Raw genomic sequence first — 24579 nt, forward strand, 5'->3', positions numbered from 1 at the left:
CGGACTGGATTATCTTATTCTCTAACTGGAGTCGGACCATGCGTATCGGAACCCCGCAAAGCGCCACTGCGCTGCGTGTCATGCTGCTGGGCAGTGGTGAACTGGGCAAGGAAGTTGTCATTGCATTGCAGCGCCTGGGGGTGGAAACCATCGCGGTGGACCGCTACGCCGGCGCTCCGGCCATGCAGGTGGCCCACAGCAGCCATGTCATCAATATGTCGGATGCCGCCGCGCTGCGTGCGCTGGTGGAGCAGGTGCGCCCGCATCTGATCGTGCCGGAAATCGAAGCCATTGCCACCGAAGAGCTGCTGCGCATCGAGGCGGACGGCCTGGCCGAGATCATTCCGACCGCCCGCGCCACTAACCTCACCATGAACCGCGAAGGCATTCGTTGCCTGGCGGCAGACGAACTGGGCCTGCCTACTTCGCCGTTTGCCTTTGCCTCATCACTGGATGAATTGCAACAAGCCATCGATGGCGGCATCGGCTACCCCTGCCTGGTCAAGCCGGTGATGTCGTCCAGCGGCAAAGGCCAGTCGCTGCTGCGTGGGCCGGCTGATGTGGCCAAAGCCTGGGAATATGCCGTCAGTGCCGGTCGCGTGGACAAGGGCCGGGTGATTGTCGAAGGTTTCATCGACTTCGATTACGAAATCACCCAGCTCACCGTGCGTGCCAGCGATGGCCAGGGCGGTATTGCCACTCATTTTTGCGATCCCATCGGCCATCTGCAAAAGAACGGCGACTACGTGGAGAGCTGGCAGCCGCAGCCGATGAGCGAACTGGCACTGCTGCGCGCCCGTGAAATGGCCAAGGCGGTGACCGATGCGCTGGGCGGGCGTGGCCTGTTCGGGGTGGAGCTGTTCGTCAAGGGCGATCAGGTATGGTTCTCCGAAGTCAGCCCGCGTCCGCACGATACCGGGCTGGTGACGCTGGCCACCCAGCGCTTCTCCGAGTTCGAACTGCACGCGCGCGCCATTCTCGGCTTGCCGGTGGATGCCAGCCTGCGCAGCGCCGGTGCCTCGGCCGTGATTTACGGTGACATGGAAGAGCAGGGCATTGCCTTTGAAGGCGTGGCCGAAGCACTGGCGGTGCCGGGGGCGGATCTACGCCTGTTTGGCAAGCCGGAAAGCTTTGTCCGCCGCCGCATGGGTGTGGCCGTGGCCCAGGCCGATGATGTGGCCACCGCGCGTGAGCGTGCCTTGCTGGCCGCCTCGCTGGTCAAGCCGGTAAAGGACTGAGCCATGCAGGAAATGACGCCATACGAGCTGATGGGTGGCGAAGGCGTGGTGCGCTGGCTCACCAACCGCTTCTACGACATCATGGACAGCGACCCTTCGGTCAAGGTGCTGCGCGAGATGCATCCGGCTGATTTGGCCGGTTCGCGCGAAAAGCTGTTCATGTTCCTGTCCGGCTGGCTGGGCGGGCCGGGCTTGTACATGGAAAAGTTTGGTCATCCGCGCCTGCGCATGCGCCACATGCCGTTTGCCGTGGATGGGGAAATGCGCGACCAGTGGATGCAGTGCATGACCCAGGCCGTGAACGAACTGCTGGTGGAAGACTGGCTCAAGGCCAAGCTGCTGGAAGCCTTCTATAACACCGCGGACTTCATGCGTAATCAGGAAGAATGATCGCAGTCTGATGTGCTGAAACCGGAAACCCTCTGCATGGTGCAAGCTGGCAGAGGGTTTTTGTTTATCTGCTTTCCGGTAAGGGCGGAATGGAATAAGTGCCGGTGACATGCGCTACCGGCTCATCGCTGCCAGCGGAGTACAGCAGCACTTCGCCCACGGCCAGGCGTTTTCCCAGCTTGAGGATGCGGCCTTCGGCAATCACATCTTCCTGCGGCGGCTTGCGCAGGAAATTGATATTCAGGCTGGTGGTCACTGCCAGTTCCACCTTGCCTATCATGCCCAGTACCACGGCGTAGAGCGTGGCATCGGCCAGTGCCATCAGGGCCGGGCCGGCAATGGTGCCACCGGGGCGGATCAGGTCGGGGTTGAAGTGCATGCGCATGCGGGCCGTGCCATGGGCCATGTCCTCGGTACGCATGCCGAACAGTTTGACCAGCGGCAGCTCGCTGTCGATCAAGGCCTGGAAGTCTGCAACGCTGATCTGGCTCATGAAGTTTCTCTGGAAAAAGGCAGAGACACATGCTGCATGACCGTTACGTTAACGTCAATTTGCTGACATCATCCATGACCTGATGGCGGCCAGGACAATCTGTGGTGCAGTTCTCAGCGCGGGCGGTGTCCGCGTTCGATCAGCACGCCAACGCGGCGCACGCCGGGCAAAATACCCAGCTTGGTGACGGAAACCTGTACCCAGGGCGCACCAAAGTCTTCACGAATTACCTTGGCAATATATTCGGCCAGTGCTTCGAGCAGCAGGAAGTGCTGTTCCGACAGCGCTTTGCGCAGCCGTTCCACCACCACGCCGTAGTGAATGGTGTCGCCGATATTGTCGGTGTGACAGGGCACTTCACTGGGAATGCCGATTTCCAGGTCGATTTCGATGGTTTGCGGATTTTTCCGCTCCCACTCATAAACACCGATAATGGTGTCGGCGCGTACTTCGCGCAGGAAAATGATGTCCATTGCTATGCCGGGAGTTGGGCTTTGTCGCCCGATACCGTAAAATCCGAAGCCTTCTATTCTAATGGATACACCATGACCACGACAGCATTTGCCTTCATTGTTGCGGCCTACCTGCTGGGCTCGCTGTCTTTTGCCGTGATCGTGAGCAAGGCCATGGGCATGGCCGACCCGCGCAGCTACGGCTCGGGCAACCCCGGTGCCACCAATGTATTGCGTACCGGCAAGAAGCTGGCCGCGGTACTGACCTTGCTGGGCGATGGCGCCAAGGGCTGGGTGGCGGTGGCACTGACGGCCTGGCTCGGCCCGCAATATGGGCTGGGTGAGCAGGCTATTGCCATGTCGGCATTGGCGGTGCTGATCGGCCACATGTGGCCGGTATTCTTCGGCTTCAAGGGCGGCAAGGGCGTGGCTACCGCAGTGGGCGTGCTGTTCGGTTTCAATATCTGGCTGGCACTGGCTGCCATTGCTACCTGGCTGTTCATGGCTTTTGTGGTGAAGATTTCCTCGCTGTCCGCCATCGTGGCCTGCGTGATGGTGCCAGTGTATGCCTATTTCATCACCGGCCCGTCTTCGCCTTATTTTGGCACTTGCATCATCATTGCCATCCTGGTGATTCATCGTCACAAGTCCAACCTGATCAAGCTGTTGACCGGGCAGGAAGGTAAGATTGGTGAAAAAGCTGGCAGCGGCGATAAATAGTCTTGAAGCTGACCGGTATTTGCCATGCAAAAAGCCCGCGCAAGCGGGCTTTTGCTTGTTGCGGATGATGGCAGGCTAGCCGTCCGACAGTACTTTCACATGGGCGGTGACGCTGCGTGCCAGCGAAGACAAATCATAGCCGCCTTCCAGTACCGACACGATGCGGCCATCAGCATACTGGTCGGCAATCTGCATCAGATGGCGAGTGACCCACTCGTAGTCGGCTTCCACCAGCCCCAGCGATCCCATGTCATCCTCGCGATGGGCATCAAAACCCGCAGAAATAAAGATCATCTGCGGTTTGAAGTCGTGCAGGCTGGGCAGCCAGACGTTTTCCACCACTTCGCGGAATTCCCGTCCGGTGCTGCCCGCCTTCAGCGGTACGTTCACCATATTCGCCCCAGCCGGGTTGTCACCACAGTAAGGGTAGAAGGGGTGCTGGAAGATGGACACCATCATCACGCGCGGGTCGTCACGGAAGATGTCTTCGGTGCCGTTGCCGTGATGCACGTCGAAGTCGATCACCGCAATCCGCTCGAACTTGTAGGTGGACAGCGCATGGGCAATGCCGACAGCGATATTGTTGAAGAAGCAGAAACCCATTGCCTTGTCGTGCTCGGCATGGTGGCCGGGTGGACGAATGGCACAGAAGGCATTGGGCGCCTTGTCCTCGCACACCAGTTCCACCGCCTTGATTACCGCACCTGCGGCGCGACGTGCGGCAGGCAGGGTACCCGGCGCCATGGCGGTGTCCGGGTCCATGCGGAAGGTGCCAACCGACGGCGCACAGGCTTCGATGTATTCCACATAGCGTGGTGGGTGCACCCGAGCCAGTTGCTGCTCGGTGACTTCCGGTGCTTCCACCTCATGCAGGCTGTCGTAAATCTGTGCGGCCATCAGTTGATCCTTGATGGCTATCAGGCGTTCCGGGCATTCCGGGTGGCCTACCCCCATATTGTGCTGCAGGCAGACAGAATGGGTGATATAGGCAGTGAGTCCGTTTCTCTGTAGACGGTTTTTTAGCCAAGTTAACACGAGCGTTTCCTTGTTGCGTACGATTGTTTGCGTACAATGGACGCGAGTTTTATCTTTATGTATTTTCGATAAATACTGCGCGCAACCGGGTCCAAATGCAATCACTCAGCCTTGCCTATCGTCAACTGAACACGCTTATCCTGGGGAAGTCTCGCGCCGTCCGGCTGGCGCTGACCTGCCTGATCGCCCGGGGCCATCTACTGATCGAGGATGTGCCCGGCGTGGGGAAAACCACGCTTGCCCATGGTCTGGCGGCGGTGTTGGGCCTGCATTATCAGCGGGTGCAATTCACCAGCGACTTGCTGCCTGCCGACATTCTCGGGGTCAATATCTACCAGCGAGATAGCGGCAGTTTCCGCTTTCATCAGGGGCCGGTGTTCAGTCAGCTGTTATTGGCCGATGAAATCAATCGCGCCTCGCCCAAGGTGCAATCCGCCTTGCTGGAAGCCATGGAAGAACGCCAGGTTTCGATTGATGGCGACAGTCACCCGCTGCCCCAACCGTTTTTTGTGATTGCCACCCAGAACCCGTCCGAGCAGCTGGGGACGTTCCCGCTGCCGGAATCGCAGCTGGACCGTTTCTTGATGCGGATTTCTCTTGGCTATCCCGCTGCCGATGCCGAGCGGGCGCTGTTGCTGGGACAAGACCGGCGTAGCCTGCTGGCAGACATGACGCCTTGCTTGCAGGGCGATGGCCTGCTGCAACTGCAAGAGAAGGCTGCCGCGCTGACCGTTACCCCCGATCTGGCTGATTATGTGCTGGCGTTGTTGCAGGCCACCCGGCAAGAAGGCAGTTTCCTGACTGGACTGAGCCCGCGTGCCGGTCTGGCCTTGCTATCGGCAGCCCGGGCATGGGCCATGCTGGAAGGCCGTGACCACGTATTGCCGGAAGATGTGAAAGCCATTTTCCCGGCCGTGGCTGGCCATCGTCTGGGTTTGGCCGGGGATGCCACGGCCAGCCTCACCGCCTTGCTCGACCATGTTGCCATTCCGTAAGCGCCTGCGTGGCTGGTGGTGGCGACGTCTGCCACCGGAGACGGTCTGCAAGCTGAGGCAGCGGCGCATCTATCTGCTACCCACCCGTTTTGGTGTGCTGTTATTACTGGTGGCCGCCGCAGTGTGGGTGGGCGCGCTTAATTACGCAGTCAGCCTGGCTTATGGACTGGCGTTCTGGATCATCAGCCTGGTATTGCTTGCCGTGTTGATGGCTTTCCGGCAACTGGCCGGTCTGCAATTGCAGGTAGAAGCCGGGGAAAATACTTTTCTCGGCCAGGTGGCCAACTGCCGTCTGTTGCTGATCAACCCAGCGGGTGTGGAACGACAGATCCATCTTCGGGCAGAAGAGGGTGATAGCACCGTACACTGCCAGCTGCCTGCTGGTGGCCAGCAGTCGGTCAGCATTCCGCTGCTGCTCAATCGCCGTGGACCGCATGCCTATCCGGTGATGCAAATATGGAGTACAGCACCTCTTGGCCTGATTCGAGCCTTTTCCTGGTGGCGTCCGGACGCCACTGTGCTGGCCTATCCACACCCCTTGCCCGACCGTGTCCGTCATGCCGATGGCTTGCAAGCAGGCAAAGGACGTAGCGGGGGAGAGGATGAGGAGGATTTCTCCCATCTGGCTGAATATCAGGTTGGGGATACGCCACGCCAAATTGCCTGGAGCTTGCTCGCGCGGCGCGATGTGCTGGCGAGCAAACGCTTTGTCAGCCAGCCGCGCGGTACTGCCGTGCACGAACTGGCCTGGCAGGATTATCCGGCGGCACTGGATGGGGAAACCCGGCTGTCGCGTTTGTGCTGGCGCTTGTTGCAGTGCGAGAAGGCTGGCCAGCGTTATCGGGTGCGTTTGCCCGATACGGTGATCGAACCGCAGGCAGGTCAACGGGAACGGGCGCTGGCCGCACTGGCCAACTGCTCACTGCCATCATGAAACATTCTTTGCTCCGTCCCGCAGAAATGGCGGTGCTACTGGCCGTAGCGCTGGTCATCGTCCCTTTGTTGTTCTATCTGCCGTTGTGGTTACCGGCCCTGGTCGAACTCATGCTGTTGCTGCGAGCATGCCTGCTGCTGCGCCAGTCCCGCCTGCCGGGTTTGGCTGTGCTTCTGCCCTTGCTGGCGTTGGCAGCGGCTGGTGTATGGCTGAATCTGAATACCTTGATTGGCCGGGAAGGTGGGGCAGCATTGTTGATCCTGCTATTGGGCTTCAAGGTTTTTGAGTCCCGCCAGCAGCGTGACTGGCAGGTCGTCCTGGCGCTGGGTTTCTTCCTGAGCGCCATGCCCTTGTTATTCGATCAGAGCCCCTGGTCGGCACTGTGGCTGGTCATCAGCTTGCTCGCCTTGACCTGGGCCATGTTGCGATTGGCCGGGGACATTCCATCAGGCAGTGCCCGCACAGCAGTTCAAGCCTTGTTGCTGTCCTTGCCGCTGATGCTGGTGTTGTTTGTGGTGATGCCACGCTTGCCAGGCCCCTTGTGGAGCATGCCACACGATACCCATACCGCGCAGACCGGGCTGTCCGACAGCATGGAGCCAGGCAGTATCAGCCAGTTGGTTCAACGCGAAGATGCTGCATTCTCCGTGGTGTTTTCCGGCCAGGCACCCTCTGTCAGCCAGATGTATTGGCGCATCATGATCCTGGACGATTTTGATGGCCGTCGCTGGCAGAACGTACATGGCTTGCAGCAAGAGACCGCACAATTGCAAGGTGGTCAGCTAATTCGTTACCGGCTCACCGGCAAGCCAACCCGCTCCCGCCTTCCCTTGCTGGAGTACCCTTTGCAAGCACCTGGAGGAAGTGGGCTGGAGCCGGGCCGCTTATTCCGCCTGGCTAGTGATAGCGATGATATGGTGCGGGTCGATGCTTCCAGTCTGCTCGGCAGTCATTACCGCCAGTCTCTGAGCTTGAGCGATCAGGATTTCTATCGACGCCTGCCTCCGGGCAATCCGGCCAGTCGGCAGTTGGCCATGCAGTGGCGCATGCAAAGTCAGGGCGATGCCGGTTTTGTGCGTGAGGCGCTGCTGCATTTCCGCCTGAACGGTTATCGCTATACCTTGACACCGCCCTTGCTGGAAGGGGACAACACGACAGATGCCTTTCTGTTTTCCACCCGCCAGGGGTTCTGCGAGCATTACGCCTCGGCCTTTGCATTCCTGGCGCGGGCCGCGGGCATCCCGGCCCGGGTCGTTACCGGTTATCAGGGGGCGCTGTACAACCCGCTTGGCCGGTTCTGGCAAGTCCGCTCCTCCGATGCCCATGCCTGGGTCGAAGTATGGTTGCAGGAAACGGGCGAATGGCTGCGGGTGGATCCGACAGCTGCTGTCGCGCCTCAGCGCGTCAGCGATGGTGTCAGTCAAACCATTCCTGCATTGCAGCCTGCCATGCCCTTGATGGGCAGCCGCATCCCCGGTTGGTTGCTGCCTCTGCAACAAAGCTGGCAGGCAGCCGGTTTTGCCTGGCAGCAGTGGGTGGTCGGTTATGATGCAGCCCGGCAGCTGAATCTGTACCGCTTGCTGGGACTTGGCGAGTCAGTGGATGCCGTCGCCGTTTTACGGGCATTGTTGCTGGGGGGAGGGCTGGCACTGTTGCCATTGCTATGGTGGTGGCGCAAGCGACCCGCGACGGCACCATTGCAAGCGGGCCGCAACTTGTTGGTCGCTGCATTGCAATGCCATGGCATCACCATTCAACCCAGTGACGGGCCGCTGGACATGCTGAACAAGGCTGCTCATCTGCCAAAGGACGTGCGCGTCCTGCTCAAGCAATTGCTCAAGGAGTATGCTGCCATGCGTTATCGGCATGCTGAATTACCGGCCAAGCAAGTGCAGGCCTGGCTTAGGCAAGTGCGCAGTTTTGCGCAGCAGGCTCGCAAGAAAAGGCAGCGCAGCTAAGTGGACCTGCCGGATTTCCGGGGGGCTGCGGCTGCGTTTACCGGATGACTCTTGTGATCTGTCTTGTCGCAGTCAAACAAAAACCCCGCCGTACCGAGCGGGGTCATGCTGCTGTTGGCAGGGTAGGTAAAGCGCGATGCTTACAGGACAAAATCGCGTGAAATACCTTTGCGGCGAAGAATGCGACGCAGTTGCTCCAGCCCTTCTATCTGAATCTGACGCACGCGTTCCCGGGTCAGGTTAAGCGCAGCAGCCAACTCTTCCAGTGTGCAGATTTCATGGCCGTTCAGGCCATAGCGACGCTCGATCACCATGCACTGCTTGTCATTGAGTTGCGCCAGCCATTCCTTGACGAAGAGTTCCAATTGATTGTTATGCAACTGGATTTCTGGCTCTTCATGTTGTTCATCAGGGATGGACTCACCAATGGACAGCATCGGGTCAATGTCGAGCGGGGCATCCAGAGAGGCCATGCGCTCGTTCAGGTTCATCACCTTGCGTACATCTTCCACCGGCTTGCCGACATGCTGGGCAATTTCTTCCAGAGTCGGCTCACGTCCCATCTGGCTTTCCAGCTGACGGGAAGCACGCAGGTAAACGTTGAGCTCCTTGATGACATGAACGGGCAGACGGATGGTTCGCGACTGGTTCATGATGGCCCGTTCAATGCTTTGACGGATCCACCAAGTTGCATAGGTTGAGAAACGGAAGCCGCGTTCCGGGTCAAACTTTTCCAGCGCATGCATCAGCCCGATATTGCCTTCCTCAATGAGGTCGAGCAGGGCAAGTCCGCGGTTGATGTAGTGTTTGGCAATATTGACCACCAGGCGCAGGTTGTGCTCAATCATTTTCTGACGGGCATCAAAATCGCCAGCAACCACACGGCGCGCCAGCTCCAGCTCCTGGGCAGGTGTCAGCAAGGCATTGTTTCCGATGTCATTAAGGTAAATCTGGGTGACATCGGCCACTTCCTCGGTCACGCTCTGACGCTCGGCGGCCTCTTCGGTTTCTGCTTCTGCAGCAACGTCTTCGGCAACTTCTTCTTCAAGAACTTCCTCTTCTTCGAGGATATCGCTGTCTTGGTTCATTATTTCCCCCCGCTACGGTGGATCCTGGCAGAGGGAAATACCTCTGTTCAGGATTTGTTGTCTAGGTACTGCATCGGATCAACCGGTTTCCCGAAACGGCGGATCTCAAAATGCAGTTTTACCTGATCGGCATCAGTATTACCCATTTCGGCAATTTTTTGCCCTTTCCTGACAGATTGGCCCTCCTTGACCATCAACTGACTGTTATGAGCGTATGCAGACAGAAAGGTCTTGTTGTGCTTGATGATGATGAGCTTTCCGTAGCCTCTCAAGCCATTTCCGCTATAAACGACCTTGCCATCGCCTGCTGCTATGACACTTTGACCTGCACGACCACTGATATCGACACCCTTATTGCTTTCGGAATAGCCGCGAATCACTTTTCCTTCGGTCGGCCAGCCCCAGGCGACATTATCTTCACTGATTGTTGCCTGAGATTTTTCTTCAATTTTGTTCTTATTTTCCGATATTGCAGCTGAACTACTACTGTCCTTTTTGTCGGATGGTCCGTTCGTGACCGTTGTTGCAGCTACTTTCGATGGCATTGTCTTTTTATTACCACTGCCTTCGCTCTGTTGCGCCAGTGTTTTGGCAGTTTCATCCGAGTACGGCAGTTTCAGTGCTTTCGGATAGTTTTTGCTGCCAGCCGCTGAGTTGCCACTTTCAATGGTGGCTTGTTCAGGTTTTTGTTGTTCTGCAGCCGCTACCGTCGTTTGTTGTTTTATGACGGCTTGGGGGGCGGCTTCATCGTTGGTCGGTGGCTTAAGGCGCAGCACCTGACCTACCTTGATATTGTTGTCTGGCAGGTTGTTCCATGCCGCAACATCTTTGTATTTCAAACCATTATTCAGCGAAATGCGAAACAGGTTCTCTCCGGCTTGAACAACATGTGTCTTTTCTGCCGAATCATTGTTCAACTTTCTGGCTGTCAGTCCGCCGCCACTCTTGTAGGGCGTTGCTACGGCAGTGTCTGCTGCAACCGGTGCCTGGGGCTTGCTGGCTGTGCTTGTTATCGCTGCCGCCACTGGTGCTGGGCGCGCCGACTCAACCGGTGCTGCCTGTTGCGCCATGCTGCTGCAACCTACCAGAACAACGGAGGTTAACGATGCGGTCAGCCAATGCTTTGAATGCTGTTTATGCATGCCTATGGATTTTATATGTCAGTTAATTGAGGTTTGTAAACATTTACACTTGGTATGTGTTGTGTTTTTGCAAGGGTTAGTTACGACCGGGCAAGAGTGGTACGAATTTGACCGGGTCCAGTCTGGTCTTTTGCAAACCTTGCGTAGTCTTTTCCAGCAGCCACAAATACTGTTCGGCTTCACCGACAGGCATGATCAGCCGGCCACCTTCTGCCATTTGCTCGACCAGTGCTTCCGGAATGTTACGGGCAGCCGCGGTCATGATGATACCTTCGAACGGGGCGGCTTCCGGCAGTCCGAAATGTCCATCACCATGCACCAGCCGGGCGTGAACCAGTTTAGCCGCACGCAGATTCTGTCTTGCTTTGTCCAGCAGGGCCGAGAGTCGTTCAATTGAATACACTTCAGCCCCGGTCTTGAGCAAGACTGCAGTTTGATAGCCGCAGCCGGTGCCGATTTCCAGTACTTTGCCAGGCTTGCGGCCAGCGAGTAGCACTTCAGTCATGCGTGCTACGGTAAGGGGCTGCGAAATGGTCTGGCCATGACCGATAGGGAGAGATACATCGTCATAGGCACGTGTGGCCAATGCCTGATCGACAAACAGGTGGCGCGGGACTTCAGCCATTGCGCTCAATACCCGTTCGTCCTGAATACCGGACTGTCGCAGGCGCTCAACCATGCGTTTGCGGGTTCGGTCAGATAGCATGCCATAGGCTTGGCTGTCTTGTGTCACGGATGAAGCCATGTATTGATTCCGTCCATTTGGCCAAATGCAGTTAGATCAAGCATCAGCGGGGTCAGCGAGGCATGCTTGCCTGCAATGGCCGCAAAGTCGGTGCCTGGTCCGGCATCTTGTGCTGCTCCCACCGGGCCTACCCAGTATATCGTTTCCCCACGGGGATTCTTGGCTTTGATAACAGGTTCTGCATGATGCCGACGTCCCAGGCGGGTGATTTGCAGCGCTTGCAGCTCGTCGGCGGGGATATCCGGGACATTTACATTCAGCAAGACCGGTTTGTTCAGTGGTTGTTGTCGATGGCGTTCCAGCAATTGTTCCACCACCAGCGCCGCGGTATCGAAGTGTTTGCCGCTGTAACCGGCCAGTGAAACGGCGATGGAGGGAATGCCCAGCAAGAAGCCCTCGCTCGCGGCCGCTACGGTGCCGGAGTAAATGGTGTCATCACCCATGTTCGGACCATGATTGATACCGCTGAAAATCATGTCCGGGCGGAAATCCAGCAGGCCGGTCACCGCCAGGTGAATGCAGTCAGTTGGGGTTCCATTGACATAATAAAAGCCGTTCGCGGCCTGTCGAACGGTCAGGGGGCGGTCCAGTGTGAGTGAATTGCTGGCACCGCTGCGGTCGCGTTCGGGGGCGACCACCACGACTTCGCCATGGCGTGCCAGCGTTTCCACCAGTACCCGGATGCCGGGTGAGAAATAACCGTCGTCATTGCTGATGAGGAACTTCATGCTCTGCTTCCGGATTGGACGCATGATTGTATCGCTGCGAAGGAGTGCTGGGAAACCATTGCAGTATATTCAGCCAAAGAAAAACCCGCCGAAGCGGGTTGGTTTGATCAGGCATAGTAGCGTTGGCTGAATTCCAGCATGCGTTCGATGGGAATGCGTGCTGCATCCATTTGTTCCGTCGTGAGGTAGTCAATGCGCAAGCCCTCTCCTTGTTGGGCGCGTTTGACTGCCTCGATGGTATTCATCTTCATGTAAGGACAGGAGTTGCACTGGCAACCTGCGTAGATGGGGGCTTGGCGCAAGTCAAGGTCGGGGCGGGCCAGACCCATGTTGTACAGGATACCGTCTTCGGTGGCGACAAAGATGACTGCTTTGCTATCGCCCTTGAAGGCTTTGACCCAGTTCAGCATGCCGGAGGTGGAGCCAACGTAATCGGCTTTTTTCAGGACCGGCAACGGGCTTTCCGGGTGAGCAATCAGGTATTTTTCACCCGTTGCGGCGGCAAACGCTTCATCCAGTGCGGCTTCGTTGAACTTGTCGTGTACTTCACATACTGCCGACCACAGCGGCATGTCGTAGCCGTATTGGTCGTTCAGGTAGCCGCCCATGTTGCGGTCCGGCGAGAAAATGACTTTTTTGCCTTCGGCATACAGGTGGGCAATGATGTCGTCCACATTGCGGCTGGTGACAATCCAGTCCGACAGTGCCTTGTGTTCTGCGCTGGAGTTGATGTAGGACACATGGACATGATCCGGGTGGCTTTCACGCCATGCCTTGAGTGCAGTGACATCGGTCTGGGTGACCAGCGAACAGGTGGAGCCTGCATCCGGCAGGATGACTTCGGCCTGCGGATTGAGGATTTTGGCGGTTTCTGCCATGAAACGGACACCGGCAAACACAATGATGTCGGCGTTGGCTTCCTTGGCATACAGCGACAGTTCCAGGCTATCGCCCACCTTGTCAGCCATTTGCTGGATTTCCGGCTGGGTGTAGTAGTGGGCAAGGGTGACGACGCGCTTCGTCATGATGGCTGACTCCTGCCCGCCCTGCTTCAGGAGACAGGCGAGCTGAATTGATATGTTGCGATGCAGTTCCCGTGGACTGCTGAACCGCCAAGGGTAGCAATATTGCAGTGCGATTACCACCGCCAGCTTGTGTGTGATGCGCGGATGGAGGTGGTCTTTGCTATAAAATTCATCTGAGGTGCGCTTGCCCGAGGTCAACATGAGCTGGCCAGGTCTGCGGCAGCATGTTGCTGTCATCAAGTTGGCTTGCACTGACGAATTTACCTTGTTGCTGTCTTGCGAGTGCTCGTTTGTCCTTATTGTGCGTTGCACAATACTATCGCAACATACAGGTATCAAGCTGGATTTGCCTGTTGCAAGTCCATGTATTCAAAAAGATCTGGCGAGGAAATTAGCTGCCACCTGGCAGCGCGTCGCGCTGGATGACTGCTGGCATTAACCCTACTGGAACCGCTTCCATGAAGCCTCACTACCTGACTCCGCTGTTTTCACCGCGCACTGTTGCTGTTGTTGGTGCCAGCGATACGCCTGGCTCTATTGGCCAGGCGGTGTTTGCCAATCTGTTGGCGGGCAATTTTCAAGGCAAGCTGTTTCCAGTCAATCTGAACCACAAGGTAGTGGGGGGCATTCCTGCGGTTCCCTCGGTGCGCCTGATCGAACCGGCGGTTGACATGGCCGTGATCTGTACGGCCATTCGCACTTTGCCGGCCATCATCAAGGATTGTGGCAAGAAGGGCATCAAGGCTGTGCTGCTGGCCAAAGAGTTTTCCGATAGTGAGCAACTGGAGCGGGAAATCCTGAATGAGTCGGTGTCCATTGCACGCCACTATGGCATCCGTGTGCTGGGGCCGAATGTTTTGGGTCTGATGCGGCCGGTAGCTGGTTTCAACGCCACCAACTACACCAGTAAGGTACGTCCGGGCAACATGGCGCTGGTGTCGCAGTCTTCGGCCTTGTGTACGGCCATGCTGGACTGGGCGGACAGCAAGGGAATCGGTTTTTCCAGCGTAATTTCCGTGGGCGAGGCGCTGGATGTCGATTTCGGCGAAATTCTGGATTACCTGGTGGCGGATAACTTCACCCAGGGTATTTTGTTGCATGTTCACCACATCCATCATGCGCGCCGCTTCATGAGTGCGCTGCGTGCGGCCGCACGTACCAAGCCGGTGGTGGTGATCAAGTCGGGCCGCTATCAGGACGATGTGACCGGTGTCACGCATTCCAGCAATCTGATTGAGAGCGGTGATGTTTTCGATGCCGCGCTGTCACGCGCCGGTGTGCTGCGGGTGTCTTCGATCGCCCAGCTGTTTACTGCGGCCAAGGTGCTGGCGGCCAACTTCCGTGTGGGTGGCAAACGTCTGGCCATTGTCACCAACGGCATCGGCCCTGGCGTGCTGGCGGCCGACAGTGCTTATACCAATGGTGTGGAGCTAGCCAAGCTGAGCGATACCACCATGGACCTGCTCAATAACGCCTTGCCGCGCAACTGGTCGCATGGCAACCCCATCGACTTGATCGGTGATGCCAGCCCTGTCCGTTTTCGTACTGCGGTCAAAGCCTGTATTGATGACCCTAATGTCGATGGCGTGCTGGTGGTGTTCACTCCGCAAGCCGGTACCGACCACCTGACCACGGCGCAGTTGATGATTGGCTTGCAGCGTGAATCCAGCAAGCCGATGTTCCTGTCCTGGCTGGGGGATGCCAAAGTATCGGAAAGCCGCGACCTGTTTTCCAAAGCCAAGTGCGCGCATTTCCGTGCGCCGGAATATGGCATTGAAGTCTTTCGTAACCTGGCTTCCTATCATTACAACCAGCAATTGCTGTTGCAGACCCCTGGTCCGCTGGAAGGCAAGCGCGAAGCGCCAGACCTGCTGCGTGCCCGTGCCGTGATTGCAGGTGCCATGGCCGAAGGCCGCACCATTTTGTCCGAGCGTGAATCCAAGGAAGTGCTGGCGGCTTTCCGTATCCCGGTCAACCCCACCTTGCTGGCGCGCAGCGAGGATGAGGCGGTGGTGCTGGCCGAGCAAATCCACTACCCGGTGGTGCTGAAGATTGACTCGCCGGACATCATCTACAAATCGGACGTGGGTGGTGTGGAGTTGAACATCAGTAATGAAGCCACCTTGCGTGCCGCCTTCCGCAGCATTCTGGAGCGTGCCCACCAGGCCATGCCGGAAGCACGGATTGATGGCATTTCGGTACAGCCCATGCGTAAACGCCGTTTTGCGCGCGAGGTGATGGTGGGCGTAACGCACGACAGTTCTTTCGGCCCGGTGATTACCTTTGGTGCTGGTGGCATTGCGGTAGAAGTGATGCATGACCGCGCACTGTCCTTGCCGCCGCTGAACCAGTACCTGGTGGGCAGCATGATACGCAAGACCCGTATCGGCCAGTTGCTGGGTGCCTTCAAGAACCTGCCGGCTGTGGACATGGACGAGCTGGTGGATGTGCTGCTGCACGTCTCCGAAATGGTGTGCGAGCTGCCGGAACTGCGCGAGATGGACATCAACCCCTTGGTGGCGGACGAGAAGGGCGTTATTGCGCTGGATGCACGCATCATCGTCGAGCCTTTGAAGCCGGATGTGAAGCGTTATGGCCACATGGCCATCATGCCTTACCCCACGCATATGGTGCGCAGTGCCACGCTGAACGATGGTATGAAGGTCACCATTCGCCCGGTAAGGCCTGAAGATGCCGAAATGCAGCAGGAGTTTGTCCGCACGCTGTCGGACGAAAGCCGCTACAACCGCTATATGTCCAGTATCAAGCAGCTGTCGCAAACCATGCTGGTGCGCTTTACCCAACTGGATTACGACCGCGAAATGGCACTGGCCATGACGTGCGAGACCGAGAACGGTGAAGAGCAGCAAGCCGTGGCCCGCTTCATTACCGATCCGGATAACGAAGGCTGCGAATTCGCGCTGGAAGTGGCCGACAAATGGCAGGGCAAGGGCATTGGCTACATCCTGATGAATGCCTTGTTCGATGCCGCCCGTGAGCAAGGGCTCACCGTGATGCGTGGTGAAGTGCTGGCCGGTAACAAGGGCATGCTCAAGCTGATGCACAAGCTGGGCTTTACCGTGGAAACCCATCCGGAAGACCGGGCGCTGACCATCGTCACCAAGATTCTGTAATGTGCCACACCGCCTGTTGTTGGCAAATTGCAGGTCGTTGTGTGGTTTTTTTCGTCAAAGCAGGGGGCTCAGGCTGACCGATATCGGGCAGCCGGGCTGGCAGGCGTATTAAGCGCTTGCAAGATAAGGGAAAAGTGCCATAGAATCGTGGGCTTTTCTACGATACCGTTTTTATCTAAGGACAATCGACAATGGTAGTGATTCGTCTGGCACGTGGCGGCGCCAAGAACCGTCCGTTCTACAACATCGTGGTGACCGATTCCCGTAACCGTCGTGACGGTCGCTTCATCGAGCGCGTTGGCTTCTACAACCCGGTAGCTAACGAGAAGGAAGAGCGCGTGCGCCTGACTTCCGATCGTCTGAACTACTGGATCGGCGTTGGTGCTCAGGTTACCGACGCTGTAGCCAAGCTGCTGAAAGAGCAGAAGGTTGCTGCCTAATCGTTCGTTGACTCAACTCGCGGACTAAGGCGCATGCGCAAGGAAGATCTCGTCTTGATGGGGTTTGTGCGTGGCGCCTTCGGTATCAAGGGCTGGATCAAGGTCCAGGCCGATACCGAATACGCTGACGGTCTGTTTGACTACCCGGTCTGGTGGCTGGGCAAGGATGACAGCTGGAAGCCGTACACATTTGAAAACGGGGCGGTGCAGCCCAAGGGCTTGTCCGTCAAGCTGCAGGGTATTGAAGATCGCGACGCGGCGGAAGCCCTGCGCGGCCTGCAAATAGCCGTTCCCCGTAGTGAATTGCCGGAAGCTGGTATGGATGAATATTACTGGTCCGATCTGATCGGCCTGTCTGTCATCAACCAGCAAGGTGTGGTGCTTGGCAAGGTGACCGAATTGATGGAAACCGGTGCCAACGATGTATTGGTGGTAGAAGGTGAATACGGCCAGCGGCTGATTCCCTTCGTTGGCCAGTTCGTACTGGATGTCAGTCTGGCCGAGGCCCGCATTTCAGTCGACTGGGGCCTGGATTACTGATGCATATCGATGCCATCACGCTGTTTCCGGAAATGTTCGATGCCATCGCCCGCTTTGGTGTAAGCCAGCGGGCGCTTGATCTGGGCATTTGGGATTTCCAGAAATGGAATCCACGCGATTTCACCCATGACAACTACCGCCGTGTGGACGATCGTCCTTATGGTGGAGGGCCTGGCATGCTGATGCTGATTGAACCGCTGGAGGCCGCCATCACGGCAGCCAAGGCGCGTCAGCAGGCAGCAGGTGTCGAAGAGAGCCATGTTATCTACCTGTCCCCGCAAGGGCGCGCTTTGACGCACGAAAAAGCGGTTGAGCTGTCCCGTCGTCCCGGTCTGATTGTGCTGTGCGGACGTTACGAAGGGGTGGACGAGCGCTTGATCGAGCGGCAGGTAGACGAGGAAGTTTCCATTGGCGACTACGTGTTGTCCGGTGGCGAGCTACCGGCCATGGTGCTGATGGATGCAGTCATCCGGCTGCTTCCTGGTGTTCTCAACGATGCCCAGTCTGCTTATGAAGACTCATTTGTGAACGGACTCCTTGATTGTCCGCACTATACCCGACCCGAAGACTATCAGGGCATGCGGGTGCCGGATGTACTCATGTCCGGAAATCATGCACTGATTGCTAAATGGCGGCTCAAGCAGGCGCTGGGAAGAACGTGGCAACGTCGACCAGAGCTGTTGCAGGGCCGCACTTTGACAAAACAGGAATCTCGGCTGCTGGCAGAGTACCAGCAGGAACAAGATATCCGTAAAAAACCGGAGTAACACATGGATCTGATCCAGAAACTCGAGCAAGAAGAAATCGCCCGCCTGGGCAAAACCATCCCGGAATTCGCTCCTGGCGATACCGTTGTGGTGAATGTCAAGGTAAAGGAAGGTAACCGCGAACGTCTGCAGGCCTACGAAGGCGTTGTTATCGCCAAGCGTAACCGTGGCCTGAACAGCTCTTTCATCGTGCGCAAGATGTCCGCCGGTGAAGGTGTTGAGCGTACTTTCCAGACCTACTCCCCGCTGGTGGCTTCCGTTGAAGTGAAGCGCCGTGGTGACGTACGTCGCGCCAAGCTGTACTACCTGCGTGGTCGTACCGGCAAGTCCGCACGTATCAAGGAAAAACTGCCGGCTCGCAAGCAAGGCTGATCCTGATACCGTCAGGTATGATGAAAGCGCAAGGTTTATACCTTGCGCTTTTTTTATGTCTTCGGCCAGGAAAGACATCATGAGCACGGAAAGCATAGACCGGTTTCTGGATCATCTGTGGCTGACGGATGGCTTGTCTGCCAATACCCTGGCAGCGTATCGTCGCGATCTGGCCAAGCTGCACAAGCAGCTGCAAAGCCAGGATGGCGCATTAGAATCGGCCAGCCATACCCAACTGCAGCAGGCCTTGTTGGCCGGCGTGGAGCGCGAGAAACCTGCAACGCGAGCCAGGCAGTTGTCTTGTCTGCGGCGTTATTATCAGTATCTGCTGACGACAGGCCAGCGGACTGACGACCCCAGCCTGCATCTTGATAATCCGAGGCTGGGGCAGCGCCTACCCAAAACGCTGTCAGAAGGGCAGGTCGAGCTATTGTTGCAGGCACCCGACGTCGAAACACCGCTTGGCATGCGCGACCGGACCATGTTCGAAGTGCTGTACGCAACCGGCTTGCGCGTGTCCGAACTGGTGGGGCTGACACTGCAGCAACTGGACATGGTGACGGGCCTGATCATCACTCGTGGCAAGGGTAACAAGGAGCGCATGGTGCCCTTGGGAGAAATTGCCCTGGAATGGCTGGAGCGCTACTTCAGGGAAGCCCGTGTGCTGCTGTTGGGTGGGGCACAGTGCGACGCCGTATTTGTCACCCAGCGCAAGGCTGGGATGAGCCGGCAGATGGCCTGGCATCTGATAGCCAGTTATGCCCGTGCGCAAGGTTTGCCTCCTGTGGGCCCGCATATGCTGCGCCACGCCTTTGCCACCCACCTGGTGAATCATGGAGCCGACCTGCGTGTTGTGCAGTTGTTACTGGGGCATTCAGACATATCCACCACACAAATCTATACCCATGTTGCCCGCGAACGACTCAAGCAGCTGCATGCCCAGCATCATCCACGTGGCTGAGTGATGATGTCCTTGTCCGGTACAAAAAAACGCCCGCAATAGCGGGCGGTTTTGTGAGGAGATTTGACTAGCATGCTCAGGCGGGCTCTGCGGCCAGTGCTTCGGTGTCGAATTGCAGCTCAACCACATCCTGATCGTTGATGTCCACCGTCACTTCCCCGCCATGGGCCAGGCGGCCAAACAGCAGCTCGTCTGCCAGTGCCTTGCGGATGGTGTCCTGAATCAGCCGTGCCATCGGACGCGCACCCATCAGCGGGTCGAAACCACGCTTGGCAAGGAAACTGCGCAAGGCATCGGTAAAGTGGATTTCCACTTTCTTATCGCCAAGCTGATGCTCAAGCTGCATCAGGAACTTGTCCACAACCTGCATGATGATCTGCTCATCCAGCATCTTGAAGGAAATGGTGGCATCCAGCCGGTTGCGGAATTCCGGGCTGAACAGGCGCTTGATGTCCGCCATTTCATCCCCTGTTTCCTTGGACTGGGTAAAGCCCAGCGTCGGCTTGGACATGGCCTCGGCTCCGGCATTGGTGGTCATGATGATCACCACATTGCGGAAGTCGGCTTTGCGCCCGTTGTTGTCCGTCAGGGTGCCATGATCCATCACCTGCAACAGTACGTTGTAGATGTCAGGATGCGCTTTCTCGATTTCGTCCAGCAGCAGCACTGCATAAGGATGCTTGTTGATGGCTTCGGTCATCTGGCCACCCTGTTCGAAACCGACATAGCCCGGAGGCGCGCCAATCAACCGGCTTACCGCATGACGTTCCATGTACTCCGACATGTCAAAGCGGATCAGCTCCACGCCCAGCACATAGGCTAGTTGTTTGGCTACTTCGGTCTTGCCCACGCCGGTGGGGCCGGAGAACAGGAACGAGCCGATGGGCTTGTGCGGATTGCCCAGTCCAGAGCGCGTCATCTTGATGGCGGTGGCCAGGCTTTCAATGGCCTTGTCCTGACCAAATACCACGTTCTTGAGGTCACGCTCCAGATTCTTCAGTACGTTCTTGTCGTCGCTGGAGACAGTCTTGGGCGGAATGCGGGCAATCTTGGCGACGATTTCTTCAATCTCGGCCTTGTTAATCACCTTCTTCTGCTTGGATTTGGGCAGAATCTTCTGTGCGGCACCTGCTTCGTCAATTACGTCGATTGCCTTGTCCGGCAGGTGACGGTCGTTGATATAGCGGGCAGACAATTCCGCAGCGGTAGACAGGGCGGACTGGGTATATTTCACGCCGTGATGTGCCTCGAAGCGCGATTTCAGTCCCTTGAGGATTTCAATGGTCTGCTCCACGGTGGGTTCAGCCACGTCAATCTTCTGGAAGCGCCGTGACAGGGCATTATCTTTCTCGAAAATGCCACGGTACTCGTTGTAGGTGGTGGCACCAATGCAACGCAGGCTGCCGTTGGACAAAGCAGGTTTGAGCAGGTTGGATGCATCCAGCGTGCCGCCAGAGGCAGCACCAGCACCAATCAACGTGTGAATTTCGTCAATGAACAGAATGGCGTGTTCATCTTCGGTCAGCTGCTTGATGACTGCCTTGAGGCGCTGTTCGAAGTCTCCGCGATACTTGGTGCCAGCCAGCAGTGCACCCATGTCCAGCGCGTAGACAGTAGCCTTGGAGAGCACGTCCGGCACTTCATTGTTGACGATGCGGCGCGCCAGGCCTTCCGCGATGGCTGTTTTGCCCACCCCTGCCTCGCCCACCAGCAAAGGGTTATTCTTACGGCGGCGGCACAGAATTTGCACGGTGCGTTCCAGCTCGTGCTCACGGCCAATCAACGGATCGATTTTGCCGTCGCGGGCCTGCTGGTTCAGGTTCAGCGTGTAGTTTTCCAGTGCGCCGCCCGGCCCATTGCTTTGCTCCTCACCATCGGATTCGTTGTGCTGTTCGCGCGATTCCGGCGGCTGTTGCGGAGAGCGTTGCTTGGTGATGCCATGCGAAATGAAGTTGACCACATCCAGGCGGGAGATACCTTGCTGATGCAGGTAATACACTGCATGCGAATCTTTTTCGCCGAAGATGGCCACCAGAATGTTGGCGCCGGTGACTTCCTTTTTGCCGGAAGACTGAACGTGCAGGATGGCGCGCTGGATAACGCGCTGGAACCCCAGTGTGGGCTGGGTTTCCACCTCGGTTTCCCCCGGAACGGTAGGGGTGTGTTCGTCAATGAAATCGCCCAGCTGCTTTTTCAGCTGGTCGAGATTGGCCCCGCAGGCCCTCAAGACATCGGCGGCGGAGGGGTTGTCGATCATGGCAAGCAGCAAGTGCTCCACGCTGATGAACTCGTGGCGCTTGCGCCTGGCGTCCATGAACGCCATATGCAGGCTTACTTCAAGCTCCTGGGCAATCATCAGTTTTCCTCCATAACGCACTGAAGCGGATGCTGGTGTGCTTTGGCAAATTGCAACACCTGTTCAACCTTGGTGGCAGCCACGTCTTTGGTATAAACGCCACACACGCCGTGACCTTGCGTATGGACTTGTAACATGACTTGGGTCGCTTTTTCCCGATTCATGTGGAACAACTGTTGCAACACTTCCACCACAAATTCCATTGGGGTGAAATCATCGTTCAATAACAATACCTTATACATGGGGGGAGGGGTGGTCCTCACCCGAGACGCCTCTTTTACGACGTCTTCGCTGAACTGCGTTGGCATGTCGACTTTCAGTTAAACCGCGGTTTACTTCAATTTTGGTTCCCCCTGGCTTTTTTTCAAGGGGAGCGTGCGAATTCCTTCAGGGGCTTGACGCTATCACAATGGTTGCGTAGAAATGCTGTCAGGTGCTTGGCTTAGCTGTTTGGCATTGGCGGATTGACCGGCAATGGGCAGCAAGCTTTAAGTTGTTCGGCCTCACCAGCCATCGTCAATCAAGGAAGTAACATGTCAATTGGTACCGTTAAGTGGTTCAACGACGCTAAAGGCTTTGGCTTTATTACCCCGGATGAGGGTGGTGAAGACCTGTTTGCCCATTTCTCCGCCATCAACATGCAAGGCTTCAAGACCCTGAAAGAGGGTCAACGTGTAAGCTTTGACATTGTTAGCGGCCCGAAAGGCAAGCAAGCGTCGAACATCCAGGCTGCCTGATCAGGCAGAGGATGCGCCAGGATTGCCAGGTACGCTGACCTGACCGGTCAACGTCCCGACAGCTTCAAACAAAACCCCGCCAATCGGCGGGTTTTGTTTTTCATGCCCTGGTGCGCGCGCAGGCGCTGTTGCTGGTGTCAGGTTGCCACTGTGCCCAGAGTGCCAGCAAGGTGATGCTGCCAACCAGAGACAGGCACAACCAGGGCAAGGCTGGCAGTTGCCACTGGCGTGATGCATCCAGTAGCCAGCCACCACCGATATAGCCCAGAGCGCCTCCCACCGCCAGGCCTAAGCGGCTGCAGCCCAGGTAGCTGGCACGGGCGTGTGGACGTGCGAGGCTGGCGACATAGGTTTCCCGTGCCGGTTCCATGATGATGGAGCCGATAAAAAACAGGCCCAGTACACAAAATGCGGCCAGTGGATGCGTCACATTGCTCATGATGGCCAGGCTCAGGCTCATCAGGCCAAGTCCGATCAGCATGCGCTGCTCCCGGCGCAGATGGCGCTCTCCCCAGCGTGCCAGCGGGTAGAGCAGGCTGAGGGACAGGCAGGTTTCCAGCGTATACATCCAGCCGACGGCCTGGTAGCTGCCGGTGAGCTGCTTGATGGTGACAGGAACCAGCAGCATGACTTGCACGGCCAGCATGTAATAGCCGCTCAAGCTCAGTACAAAGCGCATATAGCTGCGATCTTGCAGCACCACGCGCATGGACTGCCAGGGTGATGTCGCCCCGGTGGCCACACGGTAGGGCGGGAGCAGCAGAGCATTGACCAAGGCCGCCACAACAAAAATGGCGGTGCCCGCCAGTCCTACCCAGCGGAAATCAAACTGTAACAGCCAGCTGCCCAGCAAGGCTGCGGCAACTGCCCCTGCACTGTCCTGCATCATCAGCAGGGCATAGAAATGCGGGCGATGGCGGGCCAGTACCAGCTTGGCCACCAGTGCGGTGCGTGGTGGGTCGAACAGTGTGCCGCCCAGGCCGGAAAGCAGGCAGGACAGGTAAAGTAGCCAGGGAGCATGTGCGATGGCCATGCAGGCGAAGCCCGCAGCCCGCAGCAGCATGCCGGTGACGATCAGCGGCTTGGCGCCAAAGCGGTCGGCCAGCGAGCCGCCAAACAAGCCCAGACCCTGCTGCATGAACTGGCGCAATGCCAGCGCCAGCCCGACCGTGCCGGCACTCCAGCCTAACTGGTCGACAAAGTGCAGGCTGATCAGCGGGAATACCATGAAAAAACCGAATATCACCAGCAGGTTGTCCAGCAGGATGAATGCTTTGCCCAGTTGGCGAGCTCGTTGCGCGGATGCCATGTCATCTCCCATTCGAACAGCATTCTAGGGAGGCATCCTGCTATTATGTAAGTCTATTTCTACGCATATTTCATATTGGTTTTCATTATGTCTGTTGCTTTGTCTGACCTTGAGTTGCTACTGGATGTGGCAGAACTGGGCAGCTTCAGCCAAGCGGCGGCCAAACGGGGCTGGTCTCAGCCGCAGGTCAGCCAGCGCATTGGTTTGCTGGAGCAGCACTGGGGTGTCACCCTGTTTACCCGCCATCGGCGTGGTGCCGTGGCCACTAATGCCTGCGAGGCATTTCTGGAGTCTGCCCGTCAGTCACTGACGGTGTACCAGCAAGGTCTGGATGCCATGCAGGGTACGCCGGCGGTGCGACGTATCCGCTTGTCCTGTTTGCCATCGCTGACATCACCGGTGTTTGGTCCCTTGCTGATGAAACTGGCGGATGCACCGATGGAAATCCGCTGTAGTACCGATCATTCCCAGCAAATCATGCAGGACTTGCTGACCGGGCAGGTTGAAGTGGGTTTTGTGCTGAAATGCCCGGCCATGGCCGGCATCCAGATGGAGTTGCTGTGGCGCTCCCCCATTGTTCCGGTGGTGGCAGCCAGCCATCCATTGGCGGGTGGTGCCGGGCCGCTGGCACTGGCTGATATTGCCCGGCATCGCATTGCACCGCAGTTCTGGGGCGATGAGTGCGAGAGCCTGATCCAGCAGATTCGTATGTTGCGACAACTGCCCAGTCCGATTCACGCAGTACAACCGGCATCCGCCGCACGCGAGTTGGTACTGCGTCATGGTTTTGTGTCCTTTATGCCGGAGTTGTCGATCAAGGCTGATTTGCTGGATGGCACGCTGGTCCGCTTGTGTGTGCCTGAGCTGCCTGCCTGGCATTGGGAGGTGATGATGGCCTGGCGGGCTGGCAAGCGTGTGGATGCAGCCAAGGCTCAGGTGCTGGATGCGGCGCGTGCCCTGGTGGCCGGCTGAAACGCACAAGGCCCGCTGAAGCGGGCCTTGCCGGGGGATGAGGTGGCG

Annotated in this window: 25 protein-coding genes; 14 read left to right on the forward strand and 11 right to left on the reverse strand. The window is 57.5% G+C overall.

From position 1 onward, the window contains the following. The first annotated feature begins 38 nt into the window (after window positions 1-38). Entirely contained in the window at window positions 39-1238 is a 1200-nt protein-coding gene (purT, locus tag HWX34_RS10320; protein WP_178972161.1) for a formate-dependent phosphoribosylglycinamide formyltransferase, read from the forward strand. Window positions 1239-1241: 3 nt separating this feature from the next. Further along, window positions 1242-1628: a group II truncated hemoglobin gene (locus tag HWX34_RS10325; protein ID WP_178972162.1), complete on the forward strand. Its 387-nt coding sequence runs from the start codon at window positions 1242-1244 to the stop codon at window positions 1626-1628. A 64-nt stretch (window positions 1629-1692) separates the two neighbouring features. On the opposite strand, the gene HWX34_RS10330 is transcribed toward HWX34_RS10325, so the two are convergent. Together HWX34_RS10330 and HWX34_RS10335 are read right to left on the reverse strand one after the other, a co-directional pair. Further along, window positions 1693-2121: a PaaI family thioesterase gene (locus HWX34_RS10330; RefSeq protein WP_178972163.1), complete on the reverse strand. Its 429-nt coding sequence runs from the start codon at window positions 2119-2121 to the stop codon at window positions 1693-1695. A 113-nt stretch (window positions 2122-2234) separates the two neighbouring features. Next, window positions 2235-2594 carry a dihydroneopterin aldolase gene (locus HWX34_RS10335; protein WP_045846611.1) on the reverse strand — a complete coding sequence of 120 codons (360 nt, stop codon included), beginning with the start codon at window positions 2592-2594 and terminating at the stop codon, window positions 2235-2237. 72 nt (window positions 2595-2666) lie between these two features. On the opposite strand from HWX34_RS10335, the gene plsY reads away from it, so the two are divergent. Beyond that, window positions 2667-3293, forward strand: a complete 627-nt coding sequence (plsY, locus tag HWX34_RS10340; RefSeq protein ID WP_178972164.1) for a glycerol-3-phosphate 1-O-acyltransferase PlsY — start codon at window positions 2667-2669, stop codon at window positions 3291-3293. A 75-nt stretch (window positions 3294-3368) separates the two neighbouring features. On the opposite strand, the gene HWX34_RS10345 is transcribed toward plsY, so the two are convergent. Continuing rightward, window positions 3369-4328 (reverse strand): histone deacetylase family protein, encoded by a 960-nt coding sequence (locus HWX34_RS10345; protein ID WP_178972165.1) that lies wholly within the window; start codon window positions 4326-4328, stop codon window positions 3369-3371. 95 nt (window positions 4329-4423) lie between these two features. Here HWX34_RS10345 and HWX34_RS10350 point away from each other — a divergent pair, with 95 nt between their 5' ends. From HWX34_RS10350 to HWX34_RS10360, 3 genes are read left to right on the forward strand one after another with little or no spacing between them, the layout of a single operon-like run. Further along, on the forward strand, window positions 4424-5323 hold the full coding sequence (locus HWX34_RS10350) for a MoxR family ATPase (RefSeq protein WP_178972166.1): 900 nt from the start codon (window positions 4424-4426) through the stop codon (window positions 5321-5323). After that, window positions 5307-6257, forward strand: coding sequence for a DUF58 domain-containing protein (locus tag HWX34_RS10355; RefSeq protein ID WP_255496666.1), 951 nt, complete (start codon window positions 5307-5309; stop codon window positions 6255-6257). The genes HWX34_RS10350 and HWX34_RS10355 overlap by 17 nt, the downstream gene beginning before the upstream one ends. Before the next feature lie 8 nt (window positions 6258-6265). Beyond that, window positions 6266-8215, forward strand: a complete 1950-nt coding sequence (locus tag HWX34_RS10360; protein ID WP_255496667.1) for a DUF3488 and transglutaminase-like domain-containing protein — start codon at window positions 6266-6268, stop codon at window positions 8213-8215. Window positions 8216-8355: 140 nt separating this feature from the next. Here the strand turns inward: HWX34_RS10360 and rpoS are convergent, their stop codons facing one another. From rpoS to nadA, 5 genes are all read right to left on the reverse strand, one after another. Beyond that, window positions 8356-9303 (reverse strand): RNA polymerase sigma factor RpoS, encoded by a 948-nt coding sequence (gene rpoS / locus HWX34_RS10365; RefSeq protein ID WP_045846606.1) that lies wholly within the window; start codon window positions 9301-9303, stop codon window positions 8356-8358. Window positions 9304-9350: 47 nt separating this feature from the next. After that, window positions 9351-10373, reverse strand: coding sequence for a peptidoglycan DD-metalloendopeptidase family protein (locus HWX34_RS10370; RefSeq protein WP_178972168.1), 1023 nt, complete (start codon window positions 10371-10373; stop codon window positions 9351-9353). 148 nt (window positions 10374-10521) lie between these two features. Next, window positions 10522-11190: a protein-L-isoaspartate(D-aspartate) O-methyltransferase gene (locus tag HWX34_RS10375; protein WP_178972169.1), complete on the reverse strand. Its 669-nt coding sequence runs from the start codon at window positions 11188-11190 to the stop codon at window positions 10522-10524. After that, on the reverse strand, window positions 11175-11918 hold the full coding sequence (gene surE / locus HWX34_RS10380; RefSeq protein WP_178972170.1) for a 5'/3'-nucleotidase SurE: 744 nt from the start codon (window positions 11916-11918) through the stop codon (window positions 11175-11177). The genes HWX34_RS10375 and surE overlap by 16 nt, the downstream gene beginning before the upstream one ends. Window positions 11919-12025: 107 nt before the next feature. Continuing rightward, on the reverse strand, window positions 12026-12943 hold the full coding sequence (gene nadA, locus HWX34_RS10385) for a quinolinate synthase NadA (RefSeq protein ID WP_178972171.1): 918 nt from the start codon (window positions 12941-12943) through the stop codon (window positions 12026-12028). A gap of 458 nt (window positions 12944-13401) precedes the next feature. Between nadA and HWX34_RS10390 the strand changes: the two genes are divergently transcribed. From HWX34_RS10390 to xerD, 6 genes are all read left to right on the forward strand, one after another. Next, window positions 13402-16077 (forward strand): bifunctional acetate--CoA ligase family protein/GNAT family N-acetyltransferase, encoded by a 2676-nt coding sequence (locus tag HWX34_RS10390; RefSeq protein ID WP_178972172.1) that lies wholly within the window; start codon window positions 13402-13404, stop codon window positions 16075-16077. A gap of 191 nt (window positions 16078-16268) precedes the next feature. After that, on the forward strand, window positions 16269-16517 hold the full coding sequence (gene rpsP, locus HWX34_RS10395) for a 30S ribosomal protein S16 (RefSeq protein WP_045846601.1): 249 nt from the start codon (window positions 16269-16271) through the stop codon (window positions 16515-16517). 57 nt (window positions 16518-16574) lie between these two features. Continuing rightward, the gene (rimM, locus tag HWX34_RS10400) at window positions 16575-17057 is read left to right on the forward strand and encodes a ribosome maturation factor RimM (protein WP_218645140.1); all 483 of its coding nucleotides are present in this window, start codon (window positions 16575-16577) and stop codon (window positions 17055-17057) included. Then, window positions 17057-17824 carry a tRNA (guanosine(37)-N1)-methyltransferase TrmD gene (gene trmD / locus HWX34_RS10405; protein ID WP_062789100.1) on the forward strand — a complete coding sequence of 256 codons (768 nt, stop codon included), beginning with the start codon at window positions 17057-17059 and terminating at the stop codon, window positions 17822-17824. The genes rimM and trmD overlap by 1 nt, the downstream gene beginning before the upstream one ends. 3 nt (window positions 17825-17827) lie before the next feature. Continuing rightward, complete coding sequence (gene rplS / locus HWX34_RS10410; protein ID WP_045846598.1) at window positions 17828-18196, forward strand: 50S ribosomal protein L19; 369 nt, start codon at window positions 17828-17830, stop codon at window positions 18194-18196. A 79-nt stretch (window positions 18197-18275) separates the two neighbouring features. Continuing rightward, window positions 18276-19157, forward strand: a complete 882-nt coding sequence (gene xerD / locus HWX34_RS10415; RefSeq protein WP_178972174.1) for a site-specific tyrosine recombinase XerD — start codon at window positions 18276-18278, stop codon at window positions 19155-19157. 76 nt (window positions 19158-19233) lie between these two features. Here xerD and clpA read toward each other — a convergent pair whose 3' ends face one another. Further along, window positions 19234-21513 (reverse strand): ATP-dependent Clp protease ATP-binding subunit ClpA, encoded by a 2280-nt coding sequence (clpA, locus tag HWX34_RS10420; protein ID WP_178972175.1) that lies wholly within the window; start codon window positions 21511-21513, stop codon window positions 19234-19236. Then, the gene (clpS, locus tag HWX34_RS10425; RefSeq protein ID WP_178972176.1) at window positions 21513-21821 is read right to left on the reverse strand and encodes an ATP-dependent Clp protease adapter ClpS; all 309 of its coding nucleotides are present in this window, start codon (window positions 21819-21821) and stop codon (window positions 21513-21515) included. Before clpS ends, clpA begins: the two co-directional genes overlap by 1 nt. Window positions 21822-22046: 225 nt before the next feature. On the opposite strand from clpS, the gene HWX34_RS10430 reads away from it, so the two are divergent. Continuing rightward, window positions 22047-22250, forward strand: a complete 204-nt coding sequence (locus HWX34_RS10430; RefSeq protein ID WP_045846595.1) for a cold-shock protein — start codon at window positions 22047-22049, stop codon at window positions 22248-22250. A gap of 100 nt (window positions 22251-22350) precedes the next feature. On the opposite strand, the gene mdtH is transcribed toward HWX34_RS10430, so the two are convergent. Beyond that, window positions 22351-23559: a multidrug efflux MFS transporter MdtH gene (gene mdtH / locus HWX34_RS10435; protein WP_178972177.1), complete on the reverse strand. Its 1209-nt coding sequence runs from the start codon at window positions 23557-23559 to the stop codon at window positions 22351-22353. Window positions 23560-23646: 87 nt separating this feature from the next. On the opposite strand from mdtH, the gene HWX34_RS10440 reads away from it, so the two are divergent. Continuing rightward, window positions 23647-24531: a LysR family transcriptional regulator gene (locus HWX34_RS10440; RefSeq protein ID WP_178972178.1), complete on the forward strand. Its 885-nt coding sequence runs from the start codon at window positions 23647-23649 to the stop codon at window positions 24529-24531. The last annotated feature ends 48 nt before the right edge of the window (window positions 24532-24579 follow it).

The sequence above is a fragment of the Aquitalea sp. LB_tupeE genome, assembly GCF_013391415.1.
Classification (GTDB): domain Bacteria; phylum Pseudomonadota; class Gammaproteobacteria; order Burkholderiales; family Chromobacteriaceae; genus Aquitalea.

Excerpts from the sequence above, each read along its gene's own strand:
- rplS (WP_045846598.1), top strand. The coding sequence starts at position 17,828 with ATGGATCTGATCCAGAAACTCGAGCAAGAAGAAATCGCCCGCCTGGGC.
- rpsP (WP_045846601.1), top strand. The coding sequence starts at position 16,269 with ATGGTAGTGATTCGTCTGGCACGTGGCGGCGCCAAGAACCGTCCGTTC.
- HWX34_RS10430 (WP_045846595.1), top strand. The coding sequence starts at position 22,047 with ATGTCAATTGGTACCGTTAAGTGGTTCAACGACGCTAAAGGCTTTGGC.
- HWX34_RS10440 (WP_178972178.1), top strand. The coding sequence starts at position 23,647 with ATGTCTGTTGCTTTGTCTGACCTTGAGTTGCTACTGGATGTGGCAGAA.
- purT (WP_178972161.1), top strand. The coding sequence starts at position 39 with ATGCGTATCGGAACCCCGCAAAGCGCCACTGCGCTGCGTGTCATGCTG.
- mdtH (WP_178972177.1), bottom strand. The coding sequence starts at position 23,559 with ATGGCATCCGCGCAACGAGCTCGCCAACTGGGCAAAGCATTCATCCTG.
- clpS (WP_178972176.1), bottom strand. The coding sequence starts at position 21,821 with ATGCCAACGCAGTTCAGCGAAGACGTCGTAAAAGAGGCGTCTCGGGTG.
- HWX34_RS10375 (WP_178972169.1), bottom strand. The coding sequence starts at position 11,190 with ATGGCTTCATCCGTGACACAAGACAGCCAAGCCTATGGCATGCTATCT.
- HWX34_RS10370 (WP_178972168.1), bottom strand. The coding sequence starts at position 10,373 with ATGGCGCAACAGGCAGCACCGGTTGAGTCGGCGCGCCCAGCACCAGTG.
- HWX34_RS10335 (WP_045846611.1), bottom strand. The coding sequence starts at position 2,594 with ATGGACATCATTTTCCTGCGCGAAGTACGCGCCGACACCATTATCGGT.
- HWX34_RS10330 (WP_178972163.1), bottom strand. The coding sequence starts at position 2,121 with ATGAGCCAGATCAGCGTTGCAGACTTCCAGGCCTTGATCGACAGCGAG.
- nadA (WP_178972171.1), bottom strand. The coding sequence starts at position 12,943 with ATGACGAAGCGCGTCGTCACCCTTGCCCACTACTACACCCAGCCGGAA.
- trmD (WP_062789100.1), top strand. The coding sequence starts at position 17,057 with ATGCATATCGATGCCATCACGCTGTTTCCGGAAATGTTCGATGCCATC.
- HWX34_RS10350 (WP_178972166.1), top strand. The coding sequence starts at position 4,424 with ATGCAATCACTCAGCCTTGCCTATCGTCAACTGAACACGCTTATCCTG.
- xerD (WP_178972174.1), top strand. The coding sequence starts at position 18,276 with ATGAGCACGGAAAGCATAGACCGGTTTCTGGATCATCTGTGGCTGACG.
- HWX34_RS10390 (WP_178972172.1), top strand. The coding sequence starts at position 13,402 with ATGAAGCCTCACTACCTGACTCCGCTGTTTTCACCGCGCACTGTTGCT.
- plsY (WP_178972164.1), top strand. The coding sequence starts at position 2,667 with ATGACCACGACAGCATTTGCCTTCATTGTTGCGGCCTACCTGCTGGGC.
- rpoS (WP_045846606.1), bottom strand. The coding sequence starts at position 9,303 with ATGAACCAAGACAGCGATATCCTCGAAGAAGAGGAAGTTCTTGAAGAA.
- rimM (WP_218645140.1), top strand. The coding sequence starts at position 16,575 with ATGGGGTTTGTGCGTGGCGCCTTCGGTATCAAGGGCTGGATCAAGGTC.
- HWX34_RS10325 (WP_178972162.1), top strand. The coding sequence starts at position 1,242 with ATGCAGGAAATGACGCCATACGAGCTGATGGGTGGCGAAGGCGTGGTG.
- HWX34_RS10355 (WP_255496666.1), top strand. The coding sequence starts at position 5,307 with ATGTTGCCATTCCGTAAGCGCCTGCGTGGCTGGTGGTGGCGACGTCTG.
- surE (WP_178972170.1), bottom strand. The coding sequence starts at position 11,918 with ATGAAGTTCCTCATCAGCAATGACGACGGTTATTTCTCACCCGGCATC.
- clpA (WP_178972175.1), bottom strand. The coding sequence starts at position 21,513 with ATGATTGCCCAGGAGCTTGAAGTAAGCCTGCATATGGCGTTCATGGAC.